15 protein-coding genes and 1 pseudogene are annotated in these 16,644 nt (G+C 62.0%); 8 read left to right on the top strand and 8 right to left on the bottom strand.

Annotated elements, in window-relative coordinates; translation table 11 throughout:
- The first annotated feature begins 77 nt into the window (after positions 1 to 77).
- The 6 genes from TU82_RS05415 (at position 78) to TU82_RS05390 (ending at position 9,047) form a co-directional block, all read left to right on the top strand.
- Complete coding sequence (locus TU82_RS05415; protein ID WP_057722102.1) at positions 78 to 1,478, top strand: sigma-54 interaction domain-containing protein; 1,401 nt, start codon at positions 78 to 80, stop codon at positions 1,476 to 1,478.
- 283 nt (positions 1,479 to 1,761) lie between these two features.
- Positions 1,762 to 3,153, top strand: a complete 1,392-nt coding sequence (locus TU82_RS05410; RefSeq protein ID WP_057722101.1) for a GntP family permease — start codon at positions 1,762 to 1,764, stop codon at positions 3,151 to 3,153.
- 7 nt (positions 3,154 to 3,160) lie between these two features.
- Positions 3,161 to 3,934, top strand: a complete 774-nt coding sequence (locus TU82_RS05405; protein ID WP_057722100.1) for a 3-hydroxybutyrate dehydrogenase — start codon at positions 3,161 to 3,163, stop codon at positions 3,932 to 3,934.
- A 159-nt stretch (positions 3,935 to 4,093) separates the two neighbouring features.
- The gene (locus tag TU82_RS05400) at positions 4,094 to 6,049 is read left to right on the top strand and encodes an acetoacetate--CoA ligase (RefSeq protein ID WP_057722099.1); all 1,956 of its coding nucleotides are present in this window, start codon (positions 4,094 to 4,096) and stop codon (positions 6,047 to 6,049) included.
- 141 nt (positions 6,050 to 6,190) lie between these two features.
- Complete coding sequence (locus TU82_RS05395) at positions 6,191 to 8,728, top strand: hybrid sensor histidine kinase/response regulator (protein WP_057722098.1); 2,538 nt, start codon at positions 6,191 to 6,193, stop codon at positions 8,726 to 8,728.
- Positions 8,729 to 8,771: 43 nt separating this feature from the next.
- A complete protein-coding gene (locus TU82_RS05390) occupies positions 8,772 to 9,047 on the top strand; it encodes a peptidylprolyl isomerase (RefSeq protein ID WP_057722097.1) in 276 nt (91 codons plus the stop codon).
- A 121-nt stretch (positions 9,048 to 9,168) separates the two neighbouring features.
- On the opposite strand, the gene TU82_RS05385 is transcribed toward TU82_RS05390, so the two are convergent.
- From TU82_RS05385 to TU82_RS05350, 8 genes are all read right to left on the bottom strand, one after another.
- The gene (locus TU82_RS05385) at positions 9,169 to 10,074 is read right to left on the bottom strand and encodes a sugar kinase (RefSeq protein ID WP_057722096.1); all 906 of its coding nucleotides are present in this window, start codon (positions 10,072 to 10,074) and stop codon (positions 9,169 to 9,171) included.
- A 108-nt stretch (positions 10,075 to 10,182) separates the two neighbouring features.
- Positions 10,183 to 11,391 (bottom strand): amino acid deaminase, encoded by a 1,209-nt coding sequence (locus tag TU82_RS05380; RefSeq protein ID WP_057722095.1) that lies wholly within the window; start codon positions 11,389 to 11,391, stop codon positions 10,183 to 10,185.
- Positions 11,392 to 11,400: 9 nt separating this feature from the next.
- Positions 11,401 to 12,165 (bottom strand): IclR family transcriptional regulator, encoded by a 765-nt coding sequence (locus TU82_RS05375; RefSeq protein ID WP_057722094.1) that lies wholly within the window; start codon positions 12,163 to 12,165, stop codon positions 11,401 to 11,403.
- Positions 12,166 to 12,331: 166 nt separating this feature from the next.
- The gene (locus tag TU82_RS05370; protein WP_012723821.1) at positions 12,332 to 12,721 is read right to left on the bottom strand and encodes a RidA family protein; all 390 of its coding nucleotides are present in this window, start codon (positions 12,719 to 12,721) and stop codon (positions 12,332 to 12,334) included.
- A 15-nt stretch (positions 12,722 to 12,736) separates the two neighbouring features.
- Positions 12,737 to 13,519, bottom strand: a complete 783-nt coding sequence (locus TU82_RS05365; protein WP_057722093.1) for an amino acid ABC transporter ATP-binding protein — start codon at positions 13,517 to 13,519, stop codon at positions 12,737 to 12,739.
- The gene (locus tag TU82_RS05360; protein ID WP_057722092.1) at positions 13,516 to 14,178 is read right to left on the bottom strand and encodes an amino acid ABC transporter permease; all 663 of its coding nucleotides are present in this window, start codon (positions 14,176 to 14,178) and stop codon (positions 13,516 to 13,518) included. Before TU82_RS05360 ends, TU82_RS05365 begins: the two co-directional genes overlap by 4 nt.
- An 11-nt stretch (positions 14,179 to 14,189) precedes the next feature.
- On the bottom strand, positions 14,190 to 14,852 hold the full coding sequence (locus tag TU82_RS05355) for an amino acid ABC transporter permease (protein ID WP_017737242.1): 663 nt from the start codon (positions 14,850 to 14,852) through the stop codon (positions 14,190 to 14,192).
- A 52-nt stretch (positions 14,853 to 14,904) separates the two neighbouring features.
- Positions 14,905 to 15,753 (bottom strand): transporter substrate-binding protein, encoded by an 849-nt coding sequence (locus TU82_RS05350; protein ID WP_057722091.1) that lies wholly within the window; start codon positions 15,751 to 15,753, stop codon positions 14,905 to 14,907.
- 278 nt (positions 15,754 to 16,031) lie between these two features.
- Between TU82_RS05350 and TU82_RS05345 the strand changes: the two genes are divergently transcribed.
- A complete protein-coding gene (locus tag TU82_RS05345; RefSeq protein WP_057722090.1) occupies positions 16,032 to 16,280 on the top strand; it encodes a hypothetical protein in 249 nt (82 codons plus the stop codon).
- Between the two features lie 19 nt (positions 16,281 to 16,299).
- A pseudogene (locus TU82_RS29490) lies at positions 16,300 to 16,623 on the top strand (thioredoxin family protein); the annotation flags it as partial.
- Positions 16,624 to 16,644 lie beyond the last annotated feature (21 nt).

The following is a 16,644-nucleotide window of genomic DNA, read 5'->3' as shown; positions in this document are numbered from 1 at the left end:
TCCAGATTCCTACAGAAGCGCCGCATTATCGTTGATGACCTTCGCGAGCAAGCTCGCTCCTACAGGATTTTGTACCCATGAGTACCAGCCTCAAGGATTACCAACAGGTTCGCGGCCAGGCCATCCAGTCGCTGTTCGAGATCATCGAGCAGTCCAGCGAAGGCACGGTGATTGTCGATCGCGATGCGAATATCGTCTGGATGAACGAACGCTACGCCAGGCGCTTTGGCCTGCAGAGCGCCGAGCAGGCCATCGGCCAACCTTGCGAGCAGGTGATTTCCAATAGTCTGTTGCGCCAGGTGGTGCGCAATGACCGGCCGATCCTGCTGGATATCCAGGACACGCCCAAAGGCCCGCTGGTAGTGATGCGCCTGCCGATCCACGACGACGCGGGCGCGGTGATGGGTGCGATCGGGTTTGCACTGTTCGATGAGCTGCGCAACCTGTCGCCGCTGATCGAGCGCTACCTGAGCCTGCAGCAGGAGCTGGCGTCCACCCGTTCGCTGCTGCGCTCGCGGCAAAGCAAATACAATTTCGCGCACTTTATCGGCACCAGCGCCGCCAGCCTTGAAGTCAAGCGCCGCGCGCGGCGCAGTGCGAGCGCCGAATCGCCGGTGCTGCTGCTCGGCGAAACCGGCACCGGCAAGGAATTGCTCGCCCAGGCCATCCATGGCGCGTCGCCTCGCGCTCACAAGGCGTTCGTCAGCATCAACAGCGCGGCGATTCCCCACGACCTGCTTGAAGCTGAATTTTTCGGCACCGCCCCGGGCGCCTTTACCGGCGCCGACCGCAAGGGCCGCCCCGGCAAGTTCCAGATCGCCCAGGGTGGCACGCTGTTTCTGGATGAGATCGGCGACATGCCGCTGCCCCTGCAGAGCAAGTTATTGCGGGTACTGCAGGAAAAGGAATTTGAACCGGTGGGTTCCAACGAAATGCTGCACAGCGATGTGCGGGTGATCGCCGCCACGTCCATGGACCTGGAAGCAGCGATCAAGCGTGGCGAGTTTCGCGCAGACCTGTATTACCGCCTCAATGTCCTGCCGATCCAGGTGCCGCCGTTGCGTGAACGCCTGGAGGATATCCCCGCGCTGAGCGAAGCGATTCTGGAAGAACTGCGCAGCCAGCATGAATTGAGCCCCGAAGCGCTGACACTGTTGGCCCGGCATGCCTGGCCGGGCAACATCCGCGAGCTGCGCAATGTGCTCGAGCGTGCGGCGTTGTTGAGTGATGACCTGGTGTTGAGCGCCGGCGAGATTCGTGCGGCGATTGGTACGTTCAGCCCGGTGGCACACGGTGCGGTGGCCACGGTTGAGGGTGAGACGTTTGCAGCGGCGCGGGCGCGGTTTGATCGACAGTTGATCGGTGAGGCCTTGCAGGCGTGCGCGGGGAATGTGGTGGAGGCAGCCCAGCGGTTGGGGTTGGGGCGGTCGACGCTGTACAAGAAAATGGTCGCCCTCGGACTAATTAAGTCTCCCTAAAGAGACAGCGCTCTCAATACAAAGACAATCCAATGTGGGAGGGGGCTTGCCCCCGATGGCAGTGTGTCAGGTTAAGCAAATACACCTGACACACCGCTATCGGGGGCAAGCCCCCTCCCACATTGGATTTGCGCATGTCTCAGAATTGAGACAAATTTCACGAAACCCACTCGAAGAATAAAAAATATTGTTACTTTTCAATAGGTTAATAACCTGGCACACATCTCGCTATACCTCCCTAAAGCCCCACCCCACAACAATAACAATCCGATGGAGACACACCATGAGTGTGATCATTGCCCTGGCAGCCCTGGCGCTGCTGATGCTGGCTGCCTACCGTGGCTACAGCGTTATCCTGTTCGCCCCAATCGCCGCCCTTGGCGCTGTGCTGCTCACCGACCCCTCCGCTGTCGCTCCGGCCTTTACCGGGGTGTTCATGGAGAAAATGGTCGGCTTTATCAAGCTGTATTTCCCCGTGTTCCTGCTCGGTGCGGTGTTCGGCAAGCTGATCGAGCTGTCGGGGTTTTCGCGCTCGATTGTCGCCGCCGCCATTCGTTTGCTCGGCACGCGCCAGGCGATGCTGGTGATCGTGCTGGTCTGTGCCCTGCTCACCTACGGCGGGGTGTCGCTGTTCGTGGTGGTGTTTGCGGTGTACCCGTTTGCGGCGGAGATGTTCCGCCAGAGCAATATCCCCAAGCGCCTGATCCCGGCCACCATCGCCCTCGGTGCGTTTTCGTTCACCATGGACGCCCTGCCCGGCACGCCACAGATCCAGAACATCATTCCCAGCACCTTTTTCAACACCACCGCCTGGGCGGCGCCGTGGCTGGGGCTGATCGGCACAATCTTCGTGTTCTGCGCCGGCATGCTGTACCTGGCGCGCCAGCGCAACAAGGCCCAGCGCGCGGGTGAAGGCTATGGCACCGAACTGCGCAACGAACCGGAGACCGCCGAGAACCTGGCCCTGCCCAACCCCTGGATCGCGCTGTCGCCGCTGCTTCTGGTGGGAGTGATGAACCTGCTGTTCACCCACTGGATTCCACAGTGGTACGGCAAGACCCACAGCCTCAGCCTGCCCGGCATGAGCACCCCGGTGACCACCGAAATCGCCAAGCTCACCGCGATCTGGGCGGTGCAGGCGGCGTTGCTGGTGGGGATTATCGTGGTGCTGGTGTTCGGCTTCTCGGCGATCAAGAGCAAGCTGGCCGAAGGCAGCAAAAGTGCGGTCAGCGGTGCGCTGCTCGCCGCCATGAACACCGCCTCGGAATATGGTTTTGGTGCGGTGATCGCCTCGTTGCCGGGCTTTCTGGTGCTGGCGGACTGGCTCAAGGGCATCCCCAACCCGCTGGTCAACGAAGCCATTACCGTGACCCTGCTCGCCGGGATCACCGGCTCCGCGTCCGGCGGCATGAGCATCGCCCTGGCAGCCATGTCCGAGAGCTTTATTTCAGCGGCCCATGCGGCCAATATTCCCCTTGAAGTGCTGCACCGGGTCGCGGCCATGGCCAGCGGCGGCATGGACACCCTGCCCCACAACGGCGCGGTGATCACGCTGCTGGCGGTCACCGGGCTGACTCACCGCGAAGCCTACAAGGACATTTTCGGCATCACGATCATCAAGACCCTCGCGGTGTTCGTGGTGATCGGTACTTTCTACGCCACCGGCATTGTGTGAGGTTTTCATGACGAGATTGAACGGCAAGACGGCCCTGGTCACCGGTTCCACCAGCGGCATCGGCCTGGGCATTGCCCTGAGCCTGGCCAACGCCGGCGCCAGCCTGATTCTCAACGGCTTCGGCGACGCCAGCGCGGTGATCGCCCAGGTGCAGGCATTGGGCGGCAAGGTCGGGCATCACCCGGCGGACGTCAGCGACCCGGCGCAGATCGCCGAGATGCTCGCCTACGCCGAGCGCGAGTTCGGCGGTGTCGATATTCTGGTCAATAACGCCGGCATCCAGCACGTGGCGGCGGTGGAAGACTTCCCGGTGGAGCGTTGGGACTCGATCATCGCCATCAACCTGTCGTCGGTGTTCCACAGCACCCGCCTGAGCCTGCCGGGGATGAAGACCAGGGGCTGGGGACGCATCATCAATATCGCCTCGGTGCATGGCCAGGTGGGTTCGGTGGGCAAGGCGGCCTATGTGGCGGCCAAGCACGGGGTGATCGGTCTGACCAAAGTGGTGGGCCTGGAAACCGCGACCAGCAACGTGACGTGCAACGCCATTTGCCCAGGCTGGGTGCTGACGCCGCTGGTGCAGAAGCAGATCGATGATCGTGTGGCCGGTGGGGTGGACCCGCAGCAGGCGCAGCAGGATTTGCTGGCGGAAAAACAACCGTCGCTGGAGTTTGTGACGCCGTCGCAGTTGGGTGAGTTGGTGTTGTTCTTGTGCAGCGAGGCCGGTAGCCAGGTACGTGGCGCCGCGTGGAATATCGACGGCGGCTGGCTGGCCCAATAACCCCAGACAGTGGAGATCAAATGTGGGAGGGGGCTTGCCCCCGATGGCGGTAGTTCAGTTACAAATGTTCACTCTGACACACCGCTATCGGGGGCAAGCCCCCTCCCACATTGGAACTCTATTGTTTGGAAGACCTGTACAAGAACAAGAGATCTCGCTATGTCCGACATCCTCTGGCAACCCTCCCCCGAACGCATTGCCAACACGCGGATGGACGCATTCCGCCACTTCATCAACCAACGCCACGCTGTGCAGCTCAATGACTACCCCGCCCTGCACCAATGGAGCATCGATCAGCGCGCGGACTTCTGGCAGGCCATCGTGGCGTTCTTCGACGTGCACTTTCGCAGCCCGCCCAGCGCCACGTTGATCGAAGGCACTGAAATGCCCAGCGCCCAATGGTTTCCTGGCGCAACGTTGAACTTTGCAGAGCACTTGCTGCGCAGACGCGACGATCACCCCGGCGTCATAGCCATCAGCGAAGACGGCCAGCGCGAACACCTGAGCTATGCGCAATTGGCTGAACACGTCGCCGGCCTGCAAAAAAGCCTGCGCGCGGCCGGCGTCGGCCTCGGTGACCGAGTGGCCGCGTGCATGCCCAACACTTGGCAAACCCTGGTCGGCATGCTCGCCACCACCAGCCTCGGCGCGATCTGGTCGTGCTCTTCACCGGATTTCGGCACCCAGGGCGTGATCGACCGTTTCGGCCAGATCGAACCCAAGGTGCTGATCACCTGCGCCGGCTATCGCTATGCCGGCAAGACCATCGACCAGAGCGCCAAGCTCAATGAAATCCTCGTTCGGCTGCCGTCCCTGGAACAGCTGATCATCGTGCCCTACGCACGCCCCCGGGCGCAGGTCGAGGACTACCGGACCCATGCTCGCGTCGCACTGTGGAGCGACTTCTACCAACCCGGCGGCGAGCCCGAATTCGTCGCGGTGCCGTTCGATCATCCGCTGTACATCCTCTATTCCAGCGGCACCACCGGGGTACCCAAGTGCATCATTCACGGCACCGGCGGCGTGCTGCTCACCCATCTGAAGGAACATGGCCTGCATGCCGACCTGTCCCGCGAGGACTGCCTGTTCTACTACACCACCTGCGGCTGGATGATGTGGAACTGGCTGGTCTCGGTGCTGGCGATTGGCGCCACGGCGGTGCTGTATGACGGTTCACCGTTCCACCCCGGCCCCGAGCGCTTGATCGACCTGATCGATGCGGAAAAAATCAGTGTGTTCGGCACCAGCCCCAAGTTCCTCGTGACCCTGGAGAAAGCCGGGCTGCAGCCACGCCTGAGCCACGACCTGCGCAGCCTCAAGGGCCTGATTTCCACCGGTTCGCCGCTGTCGCCGCAGAGTTACGACTATGTGTACCGCCAGATCAAGGGCGAGCTGTGCCTGTCGTCGATGTCCGGCGGCACCGATATCGTCTCCTGCTTCGTGATCGGCAACCCGGTGCTGCCGGTGCGCCGTGGCGAAATGCAATGCAAGAGCCTGGGCATGGCCATCGAAGTATGGGACGACCAGGGCCGGCCGCTGGTCGGCGCAAAAGGCGAACTGGTGTGTACCCGCCACTTTCCGGCCATGCCCATCGGCTTGTGGAATGATCCACACCAGCAAAAGTTGCGCGCTTCGTATTTCAGCCAGTTCCCCGGCGTATGGGCCCAGGGCGACTACGCCGAGCAGTGTGCCAGCGGCAGCCTGCTGATCCACGGGCGCTCCGACGCGGTGCTCAACCCCGGCGGCGTGCGCATCGGCACCGCCGAGATCTATCGCCAGGTGGAAAAGGTCCCCCAGGTGCTGGAAAGCCTCGCCATCGGCCAGCGCTGGCAGGACGACGTGCGCGTGGTGCTGTTTGTGCGCCTTGACGACGGCGTGCAACTGGATGAGGCACTGGAGCAGCAGATCCGCCAGGTGATCCGCGCCAACACCACGCCGCGCCATGTGCCGGCGAAGATCCTTGCGGTCACCGATATCCCGCGCACCATCAGCGGCAAGATCGTCGAGTTGGCGGTGCGCAACGTCGTACACGGTGAACCGGTGAAAAACACCGATGCGTTGGCCAATCCCCAGGCGCTCGGGCAATTTCGCGACCGCCCTGAGCTGGCGTGCTAGATGAAAGGTTTCAGCGCTGATACGGCGTTTTTGCAGAAAATCCGGCAATGCATGCTATTTTTCGAGGTAGCCACCCGCCGTTGTCTCTTGGGATAATGGGTGTTGTCATTTTTTCAAAGCGTGATGCGCAGGGCTTTTTTCATGAATGGAACATCCACCGGTAGCGAGGCCGCTGCACTGATCGAGCGGCTGGACTGGGCGCAAAGCCCCCTCGGTGAGGCCAATGACTGGCCGCAAAGTCTGCGCACCGCCGTGGATATCGTGGTGCATTCGCCCATGCCGATGCTGTTGCTCTGGGGCGAGCAGCTTATCCAGCTCTACAACGATGGTTTCGCCCTGCTGGCCGGCAACAAGCACCCCGACGCCCTGGGCCAGCCGGTACACACCACCTGGCCGGAACTGCAAGGCTTTGCTGCGCCGATCTACGACGCGGTGCTCAGCGGCCAGGTGCGGACCTTCAGCGAGCAATGTTTCGTGCTGCAGCGCAACCATCGCGACACCGAAATCTGGCTCGACCTGACCTACAGCCCGGTGCGCGATGAAAGCGGCAGCGTGGCGGGCATCCTGGTCACCGCCATCGAAACCAACGAGCGGCGCAGCAAAACCCTCGAACTGCAGCAGCGCTCCGAAGACAGCCTGAAGGCCCAGCACAGCACCGAGCAGCGCCTGCAGCTGGCACTGGCGGCAACCGACGCGGTGGGCACCTGGGACTGGGACATCGGTGAAGACCGCTTTATCGCCGACGCGCATTTCGCTTACCTGCATGGTGTCGACCCGAATGACGCCGGCCTGTTGCCCATCAGCGCCTACCTGCTCGGCGTGCACCCCGAAGACCGTGGCACGGTCACGCGCAGCATCAAGCACTGCATCACCCACGGCACCGAATACGCCGAGGAATACCGCCTGCAGCAAGCCGACGGCCAGGTGCGCTGGGTGTTCGCCCGTGGCCGTTGCTACAAGGACCAACAAGGCCGGCCGGCACGCTTCCTCGGCGCCGCGCTGGACCTCACCGAGCGCAAGCACACCGAACAGGCGCTGCGTCAAAGCCAGACCGAGCTGCAACTGATCATCAACGCCATGCCGGTATTGATCGGCTACGTCGACCACGAGCAGCGCTTTCGCCTGAACAACAGCGCCTACCTCGACTGGTACGGCAAGACGCCCCAGGAGCTGTACGGCAAGACCATCCGCGAAGTCATCGGCGACGAGGTGTACGCCGGGCGCGCAGACAAGATCGCCGCCGCGCTCAACGGCAAGGCGTGCAGCTTCATGACCGTCACGCCGCATCGCGACGGGCGCGCGCGCCATGCCTTGATGAAGTACCTGCCGCGCTTCAGCAACGACGGCTCGGTGAACGGTTTCTACATCTTTGTAATCGACGAAACCGAACGCAAGCTCACCGAAGAAGCCCTGCGCAATCTCAACGAGAACCTCGAGGAACGCGTGGCCCAGCGCACCCAGGCGCTGGCCGAAGCCAACCAGCGCCTGCAGAATGAAATGTTTGAACGCGAACGAGCCGAAGACGCCTTGCGCCACGCGCAGAAAATGGAAGCGGTGGGCCAGCTCACGGGCGGTATCGCCCACGACTTCAACAATATGCTCACTGGTATCATCGGCAGCCTCGACCTGATGCAACGCTACATTGCCGACGGTCGCAGTGAGGACATCGGCCGTTTTGCCGATGCCGCCGTGACGTCCGCCCACCGCGCCGCCGCCCTCACCCATCGGCTGCTGGCGTTCTCACGGCGCCAATCGCTGGACCGACGCCCCACCGATCCCAACCAGTTGGTAGCGTCCCTGGAAGATCTCTTTCGCCGCACCAAGGGCGCGCATATCACGCTCAACGTGCAGCTTGGCAAAGACATCTGGCCGGTGAACACCGACGCCAGCCAACTGGAAAACGCCCTGCTCAACCTGGTGATCAATGCCCGCGACGCCATGCCCGACGGCGGCGAACTGCTGATCGAAACCGCCAACAGCTATCTGGACGGCACCGATATCACCACCCTGGAGCCGGTCAAGGCCGGCGACTACGTGATGCTCGGCGTGCGCGACAACGGCAGCGGCATGGCGCCGAAGATCCTGGCCAAGGCCTTCGACCCGTTCTTCACCACCAAGCCCATCGGCCAGGGCACCGGCCTGGGGCTGTCGATGATCTACGGCTTCGCCCAGCAGTCCGGTGGCCATGTGACTATCCAGAGCGCACCGGGCCAGGGCACGTGCGTGCGCCTGTACTTGCCGCGTCTGCACGGCACCGCGCTGGAAAGCAGCCTGCCCGCCAGCCTGAGCGAGGCGCCGGTGGCCCTGGCCGGTGAAGCCGTGGTGGTGGTCGAGGACGACCCGGCGGTGCGCATGCTGGTGGTCAACGTACTCGACGAACTGGGCTATACCGCGCACCAGGCGGCGGATGCCCGTGCCGCGCTGCCGTTGCTGGAATCGGACTTGCGCGTGGACTTGCTGGTAACCGACGTCGGCCTGCCGGGCATGAACGGCAGGCAACTGGCGGAAATCGCCCGCCAGCATCGCCCGGGCCTGCGCGTGCTGTTCATGACCGGTTACGCCGAGAAAGCCGCTGAACGCCAGGGCTTCCTGGAGGACGGCATGGACATGGTGGCCAAGCCATTTTCCATTGACCTTCTAGCCACCAAAATCCGTAGCATGATCGGCGTCGATGCCTGAGTTCAGGCATAATCGCGCGCCGTCGCACACCTGGTAAAAATCAATGAAAGCCCAAGCCCGCCATATCCTGGTGAAAACCAGCGAAGAAGCCGAACAACTCAAGCAGCGCATTGCCAAGGGCGAAGCCTTTGACGTGCTGGCCAGGAAGTACTCCACCTGCCCGTCGGGCAAGCGTGGCGGCGACCTGGGTGAGGTGCGGCCCGGGCAGATGGTGGGGGTGATCGATGCGGTGATCTTCAAGAAGCCGGTGAAGGTGGTGCATGGGCCGGTCAAGAGCAAGTTTGGCTATCACCTGGTGCAGGTGTTTTATCGGGACTGATGGGGTTGGTTTTACATCGCTATCGGGGGCAAGCCCCCTCCCACAATTAACCGCGTTTTAACTGGAAGAATACAGTCGAATGTGGGAGGGGGCTTGCCCCCGATCCGCCACAGGCGGCCATTCACCTCGGTATCAGCGCCCCCGGCACCTGAATCACCCGACTCGCCAGCCGATGCCCAGCCAACGCGGCCTCTTCTGGCGACGCACCCTTGAGCCGACCGGCCAGATACGCCGCACTGAACGAATCTCCCGCCGCCGTGGTGTCCACCACCTTCTCCACCTTCAATGCCGGCACCGCAACGCGCTGCCCCGCGCACCGAATCAAACACGCATCCGCCCCGCGCTTGAGCACCACCTCCTCAATCGATGGATACGCCGCAAACACCTGCTCACTGTCCTCATAGCCAAACAGCGCGCGCTCGTCATCCTCGGTCAGCAAGGCGATATCCACTTCGGCCAACACCTTGCGGTAAGCCTCACGCGCCGCGTCCACATCGGCCCACAGCCGTGGCCGATAGTTGTTATCGAACACCACCTTGCCACCCAGGCGACGAGTTTCGACCAGGGTTTCCAGCAAGCGCTCGCGCCCAACCTCCCCCAGTACCGCCAGGGTGATGCCGCTGAAATACACCAGGTCATAGCCCGGCAGGGCGGCCAGGATCGGCTCGGCCGCCGGCGTGGTGAAGCAGTCGCGCACGGCGGCTTCGTTGCGCCAGTAGAGAAACTTGCGCTCGCCGCTGGCATCGGTCTGGATGCAGTACAAGCCCGGCAGGCGCCCGGGCAAACGTTGAACCATGCCCAGGCCCAGGCCTTCTTCGGCCCACTGCTGGCACATGGCATCACTGAAGCTGTCGTCGCCCAGGGCGGTGACATAGTCAACGCTGCCGATACCTCCCAGTTCGCGGCGCAGGTACACAGCGGTGTTCAGGGTATCGCCGCCGAAGCTCTGGTGCAGGCTGCCGTCGGCGCGGTGTTGCAGTTCGATCATGCATTCGCCGATGAGGGCGATGCGCGGTTCAGTGGTCATGGCTGCTGTCTCGGTGGGGCTGATGGCCTCATCGGGGGCGAGCCCCCTCCCACATTGGAATGCATTCCCCTGTGGGAGGGGGCTTGCCCCCGATAGGCGCGACTCGGTCTAGAAGCAAGTACGCAGGGACTCGATCACGCGCAACTGCTCATCCACCAGGCAACCCACCTGCCACTTGTCGAACGTCAGGCAAGGGTGGGAAGTACCAAACGAAACGATGTCGCCAATGCGCAGTTCAACCCCCGGCGCCACGGTCATGAACGCATGCTGGTCCATCACGGCGGTGACCTGGCACGCGCTCACATCATCGCCCTCGGCCGGCACAATCCCGGCCTTGTAGCGCTTGAGCGGCACCGGCAGACCGGCGTCGTAGGCCACGTCGCGCTTGCCCAGGGCAATCACCGCAAAGCCCGGTTCCGGCAACGATTGCACATGGGCCCAGACTTCCAGCGCCGGGCGCAGGCCTTCGTCAAGGTCGCTGCGACGGTCAAGCACACAGCATTGCGCTTGCTTGTAGATGCCATGATCGTGGGCCACGTAGCTGCCGGGACGCAGCACGCTGAGGAAGCGCCCGGCGGCATTCTGTTGCTCGAAGGATTCGGCGATCAGGTCATACCAGGCCGAGCCCGACGCCGTGATGATCGGCTTGGGCAGATCGAACAGGCCGTTGTCCTGCAGGTCCACCGCCAGGCGCACCAGGCTGGCCGCGAAGTCGCGGATGCCGCTGATGGCGTGCTCGCCGTGGATCACGCCTTCGTAGCCTTCGATACCGGTCAACGCCAATGCGGGCTGGGCCTTGATCGCCTTGGCCAGCTCGCGCACTTCTTGCTCGCTGCGGCAACCGCACCGGCCGCCAACCACGCCGTATTCGATCATCACGTTCAGGCGCAGGCCACGGGCGGCGAAGAACAGGCCCAGGTCGGCGACGTTGTCCGGGTGATCGACCATGCAATGAAAGTCGAAATCCTTGTCGGCCAGCAGGTCGGCAATCAGCGCCATGTTCGGCGCGCCCACCAATTGGTTGGCCATCAGCACACGACGCACGCCACCGGCATAGGCGGCGCGGGTCTGCACCGCCGTGGCGAGGGTGATGCCCCAGGCGCCTTGCGCGATCTGACGCTGGAACAGCGCCGGCATCATGCTGGTCTTGCCGTGGGGCGCCAGCTCGGCACCGCTGCTGCCGACAAAGTCCTGCATCCAGCGAATGTTGTGCTCCAGAGCATCGCGGTGAAGGACCAACGCCGGCAGGCTGACGTCGCGGACCAGGTGGGCGCCAACCGCGGCGGCGCCTTTTTCAACGGCATTGAAGGCAGACATGGGAAATTCCTATTCGGTGATACGCCGGGCCAGGTTGTTGGCGCTGTCGATCAGCACCCGGCGATAGTCGTGATAGTTTTTGCTCGCATCGGCCCGGGGGGCAACGATGCACAACGTTGCAATGCTGATGCCCTGCGTATCGCGCACCGGAGCGGCAAAGCAGTGGGTGAAGGTATCGGCCACGCTGTCGAAGGAGAAGAACCCATCGAGGGTAGCCTGGCGGATCTGCGCCAGGAAGGTCTCCAGGGGCAGGCGCAGGCCGTCGGGCAGGATGAAATCGTCGGGGTCGATCAGGTCGATGATTTGCTGGTCGCTCAAATGCCCCAGCAACAGGCGTCCGGAAGCGGTCCAGGGGATCGGCGCGTTTTCACCGATATCCGAAGAAATACGGAAATGCCGCTGGCCTTCGCGCATCAGCGCCACCGTGTACTTGCGCCCGTTGAGCAGGCACATTTGCGCGGTTTCGTGGGTCTGACTGACGATTTCCTGCAGGGCATGGTCGGCTTCGCGGGTCAGGTCGAAGTGGCGCAGGTGCGCCTGGCCGAGGAAATACAGCTGGCGCCCAAGATAGACGTGACCGTCCTTGCCCACGGTTTCCAGGATGCGACGCTCAAGCAGCGAGGCGACCAGTTCATAGACCGTGGACTTGGGGCCGCCGATACCGCTGGCGATATCATTGGGGCGCAGCGGCTGGCCGATTTCCTTGAGAAAATCGAGGATATCGAACGCACGGTCCAGGCCTTTGGCGCGGCGTTTGATGGTGTCTTCGGTCATGGCGGTTCCGGTCCGGTCTTGGGTGTGTGCTACACAGTGATCCCCTGTGGGAGGGGGCTTGCCCCCGATTGCAGTGTGTCAGCCATACATCTGTTACTGATACACCGCTATCGGGGGCAAGCCCCCTCCCACATTGGAGTTGCTGTGGTCTTGAGAATGGGGCAATTTAGCCCTTTTTCTTGTAGGCCACGCAATCGATCTCGACCTTGCAATCGACCATCATGTTCGCCTGCACACAGGCCCGCGCCGGGGCGTGTTCCGGGGTGAAGTATTCGCCGAACACCTTGTTGAAACTCCAGAAGTCCCGTGGGTCTTCCAGCCACACGCCGACGCGCACCACGTCTTTCAATTCGTAGCCGGCCTCTTCAAGAATCGCCACCACGTTGCGCAGGGTCTGGCGGGTTTGCTCGATGATCCCGCCCGTGATGATTTCGCCGTCCACCGCAGGCACCTGGCCCGACACGTAGAGCCAACCGTCGGCTTCCACCGCGCGGGCGAAAGGACGTGGCTGGCCGCCGCCGGCGGTACTGCCGGCACCGTAACGAGTAATGCTCATAAAATAGCTCCTTGATTAAAAACGAATGTTCTTGAGAAATTCCGCCAGTCGCGGCGACTGCGGGCGTTCGAAAATATCCTTGGCGCTGCCCTGCTCTTCAATGCGCCCCTGGTTCATGAACACGATTTTGTCCGACACTTCATAGGCAAAGCGCATTTCATGGGTGACCAGCAACATGGTCATGCCCTCCTCCGCCAGCCCTTTGATCACGCTGAGCACTTCGCCCACCAGTTCCGGATCGAGGGCCGAGGTGACCTCGTCGAACAGCATCAGGCTGGGGTTCATGGCAATGGCCCGCGCAATCGCCACGCGCTGTTGCTGGCCGCCGGACAGTTGGCCGGGGAAGTGATTGCGACGCTCCAGAAGTCCCACGCGGTCGAGCCATTTTTCCGCGAGGGACACGGCCTCGTCCTTAGGCATTTTCTTAACTTTCAACAAGCCCAGGGTCACGTTCTGCAAGGCGGTCAAATGCGGGAACAGGTTGAACTGCTGGAACGCCATGCCCGTCATGGCGCGGTGCTGGGCGATCACGCGCTCGGGGTGACGCACGCGCCTGCCGCCCACGTCGCTGTAGCCGATGGATTCGCCGTCCAGGGTGATCTGCCCGCCCTGGAATTCCTCCAGCAGGTTGACGCACCGCAACAGGGTGGTCTTGCCCGAGCCGCTGGAGCCGATCAGGGTCACCACGTTGCCGCGCTGCAGGCTCAGGTCGACGCCCTTGAGCACTTCCACTGCCCCGTATTGCTTGCGCAGGCCACGAATGTTCAACAGCGACTCGGTTGTTTGAAGTTGATTCATGGCAAGGCCACCCGCTTTTCAATGTAGCGCCCGAATATTTCAATGGCGTAGTTGATGACAAAGAACATAAAGCCTGCGAACAGGTAGAACTCCAGGGTCATGAAGGTGCGCGCGATGACTTGCTGGGTGCTCAGCAGTAATTCGGCCACGCCGATCACCGAGAGCAAGGTCGAGGCCTTGACGATTTCCGTCGAGGAATTGACCCAGGTCGGCAGGATCTGGCGCAGCGCCTGGGGCAACAGCACGTAGCCCAGGGACTGGTAGAACGTCAGGCCAATCGCCTTGCCCGCTTCCAGTTGCCCACGGGGAATGGCCTGCAGCGCACCGCGCACGATTTCCGCGACGTGGGAGCCGCAGAACAGCGTGAGCCCGACGGCGCCGGCCTGGAACGCGCTGATCTGCCAACCGAGTGCCGGCAGCATGTAGAAACACGCCAACACCAGTACAAACACCGGTGTGCCGCGAATCAGGTCGACATACAGGCGAAACGGCGCACGCATCCAGAACTTGCCGTAAGTGAGCACCAGCCCGGCGAAGATGCCGATCAGGGTGCCGAAGACAATCGCCAGCGCCGAGCAATAAATGCTGGTCTGAAACCCTGCCCACAGCGTCTCCCGGGCGATCCACAATTCATGCAGCCAACTGGGGGATTCGTACATGGAAACCCTCCTTAACGACGGATCGCCAGACGCTGTTCCAGGTAACGGAGCAGCATGGCGATGAGGTAACAGGCAGCCACGTAGAGCGCGGTCGTGACCAGCCAGGTTTCAATCACCCGGTAGCTTTCGACGTTGATCTTGCGGGCGTAATAGGTCAGCTCCGGCACCGCAATCGCAGCGGCCAGGGACGTGTCCTTGAACAGCGAGATAAAGTTGTTCGACAGCGCCGGCAGCACGTTGCGCAGCATCACCGGTACGGTGATATAGGCGCGGATACGCCACTCACCCAGGCCAATCGCCAAGCCGGCTTCGCGCAGGCCCTTGGGAATGTTCAACAGACCGGCGCGGAACACTTCGGTCAGATAGGCCCCGGCGTACAGCGACAAGGTGATGATGAACGAGGGGATTTTATCCAGGCGAATCCCCAGCGACGGCAAGGCGAAGTAGATCAACAGGATCAGGACCAGGATCGGCGTGTTGCGCACCACCGTCACGTACACCGAAGCAAAGATACGTAATGCGCGGTGCCTGGACAGCATGGCAAACGCCATCAGCAGGCCGATCACGCAGCCGATGGCGATCGACAGCAAGGCCAACTGCAGGCCCAGGCCGAGGCCCGCCAGCAAGGTGTCGAAATCACGCCACACGGCGGCAAAGTTCAACTGATAGTTCATGGTCGGCACTACCTGAATGGGGCGCCATCAAGCGCGCCCCGATTGTTGCGGGTCATTTGAATTCCACAGGAAAACCAATCGCCGGCTCCGGCAGGTCAACGCCGAACCATTGCTTGAACGAGGCCTTGTAGGCGGGGAACTCCACACCGGTCATGGCTTCATGCAGCGCGGTATTGACGAAGTTCAGCCAGTCCTGGTCGCCACGCTTGACCGCGCACGCATAGGTCTGCGGGCTCCAGGCGTAAGTCGGGCTGCGATAGCGGCCAGGGTTTTGCACCATCAGGTATTTGACCGAAGACTGATCGGTGGCTGCGGCATCGGCGCGACCGGAGTTCACGGCCTGGTACATCAGGTCGACGCTGTCGTACTGGTCGACCTTGGCCTTGGGCAGCGCCTGGTGCACCAATTCCTCGGCATACACGTTCTGCAGCACCGCCACGGTGACGCCATCGCCCGCCGCCTGCAGGTCTTCGATTTCCTTGTACTTGCTGGTGTTCGGCAGCAGCAGGCCGACGCCCTCGCGGTAGTACGGCAGGGTGAAGGCCACTTGCTGCGCACGGCTTGCGGTGACGGTGATGAACTGGCAGCTCATGTCGACTTTGTCGGTCAGCAGGTTGGGAATCCGCGCGTCGGACGACTGCACCACGAACTCGACCTTGCTCGGGTCGTTGAACAGGCCCTTGGCCACGATGCGGCCGATGTCTATATCGAACCCCTGCAACTTGCCATCCGCTCCCTGGAAGTGCCACGGCGCATTGGTACTGCCTGTACCCACGATCAGATGCCCACGCTTGAGCACATCGTCGAGCTTGCTGTCCGCCGCCTGCGCGAGGCTGGCAACGCACGCCGATGCGGCGACGAGAAAAACACACGCTTTGAACACGGAAGGTCGGTGATGCATGACAAGCACTCCAGGAGATGTGTATTCCGCTATACCGGAACTTGGTATGTAACAACGGAATAGACAGCAGAAAGTGTGCCATATGCCTTCAGAGAAAAATATGCAGGAGAGAAATCGTTTATGGATCAGCAGGATAGAGATTGAAGAGCGCAGCGGCGTTGCGCCATCACCCTATCAGGCTGCTACCGGTTGCCCCACAACGGTGTTACTGCGCACCAACTGTGCACCGTTGGGCTAACCTGTAGAGCGAGCAAGCCCCTGCACGGAGGAACCCCCGGATGAAATTGAGCCTTGGCCTGTTAATGCTGTGTTACCTGATGGCCGGCAACGCCCTTGCCAGCAACGACCGCCGCGACTGCAAGGAACAACTGCGCAAACTCAAGGAAGCCTTCGACACCAACTACACCAGCCAGAATCACCATGCCTACCGCGAGGCCAAGGCGTCCCGTGACAATGAGGAATACCGAAAATGCGCGAGCCAGGCGCGCAAGGCCCGGGAGCGACTGGAGCGCCAGCCGGACCTGTGAAGGTTGACAGTAGACGCCGATGCACCACCGGCCTAGCGTTGGCAAAAAACGCTGGCCGAGGGAAGTCACTATGGGTATCGCAAAGGACGTTATTGCAACCAACGAGCAGTATCAGTTGATCGTAGGATCCGCTCCAATCGTATTCATACTGTTTGTTTCAGAGACCTGCCCGGGATGCGGCCCCGCAGCCGAACACTTTGAAGCGGTTGCACGGCATTACAAAACAGTGAAATGCCTGGTGGTCGATATCGCAAAAACTCCCAGATTGCCAGGGGTGAGAGCGACACCCACTCTCGTTCCCCACGTCAACGGCAAGGTCAAGAAATTCATCGAAGGATTTGGCCCCCAGGCAACCCAAAAGCAG

It is taken from the genome of Pseudomonas orientalis, from assembly GCF_001439815.1.
GTDB lineage: Bacteria > Pseudomonadota > Gammaproteobacteria > Pseudomonadales > Pseudomonadaceae > Aquipseudomonas > Aquipseudomonas orientalis.
The sequence above is the reverse complement of the archived record's forward strand: the minus strand, read 5'-3'. Positions and strand labels throughout refer to the sequence as shown.

Excerpts from the sequence above, each read along its gene's own strand:
- TU82_RS05415 (WP_057722102.1), top strand. The coding sequence starts at position 78 with ATGAGTACCAGCCTCAAGGATTACCAACAGGTTCGCGGCCAGGCCATC.
- TU82_RS05410 (WP_057722101.1), top strand. The coding sequence starts at position 1,762 with ATGAGTGTGATCATTGCCCTGGCAGCCCTGGCGCTGCTGATGCTGGCT.
- TU82_RS05405 (WP_057722100.1), top strand. The coding sequence starts at position 3,161 with ATGACGAGATTGAACGGCAAGACGGCCCTGGTCACCGGTTCCACCAGC.
- TU82_RS05400 (WP_057722099.1), top strand. The coding sequence starts at position 4,094 with ATGTCCGACATCCTCTGGCAACCCTCCCCCGAACGCATTGCCAACACG.
- TU82_RS05395 (WP_057722098.1), top strand. The coding sequence starts at position 6,191 with ATGAATGGAACATCCACCGGTAGCGAGGCCGCTGCACTGATCGAGCGG.
- TU82_RS05390 (WP_057722097.1), top strand. The coding sequence starts at position 8,772 with ATGAAAGCCCAAGCCCGCCATATCCTGGTGAAAACCAGCGAAGAAGCC.
- TU82_RS05385 (WP_057722096.1), bottom strand. The coding sequence starts at position 10,074 with ATGACCACTGAACCGCGCATCGCCCTCATCGGCGAATGCATGATCGAA.
- TU82_RS05380 (WP_057722095.1), bottom strand. The coding sequence starts at position 11,391 with ATGTCTGCCTTCAATGCCGTTGAAAAAGGCGCCGCCGCGGTTGGCGCC.
- TU82_RS05375 (WP_057722094.1), bottom strand. The coding sequence starts at position 12,165 with ATGACCGAAGACACCATCAAACGCCGCGCCAAAGGCCTGGACCGTGCG.
- TU82_RS05370 (WP_012723821.1), bottom strand. The coding sequence starts at position 12,721 with ATGAGCATTACTCGTTACGGTGCCGGCAGTACCGCCGGCGGCGGCCAG.
- TU82_RS05365 (WP_057722093.1), bottom strand. The coding sequence starts at position 13,519 with ATGAATCAACTTCAAACAACCGAGTCGCTGTTGAACATTCGTGGCCTG.
- TU82_RS05360 (WP_057722092.1), bottom strand. The coding sequence starts at position 14,178 with ATGTACGAATCCCCCAGTTGGCTGCATGAATTGTGGATCGCCCGGGAG.
- TU82_RS05355 (WP_017737242.1), bottom strand. The coding sequence starts at position 14,852 with ATGAACTATCAGTTGAACTTTGCCGCCGTGTGGCGTGATTTCGACACC.
- TU82_RS05350 (WP_057722091.1), bottom strand. The coding sequence starts at position 15,753 with ATGCATCACCGACCTTCCGTGTTCAAAGCGTGTGTTTTTCTCGTCGCC.
- TU82_RS05345 (WP_057722090.1), top strand. The coding sequence starts at position 16,032 with ATGAAATTGAGCCTTGGCCTGTTAATGCTGTGTTACCTGATGGCCGGC.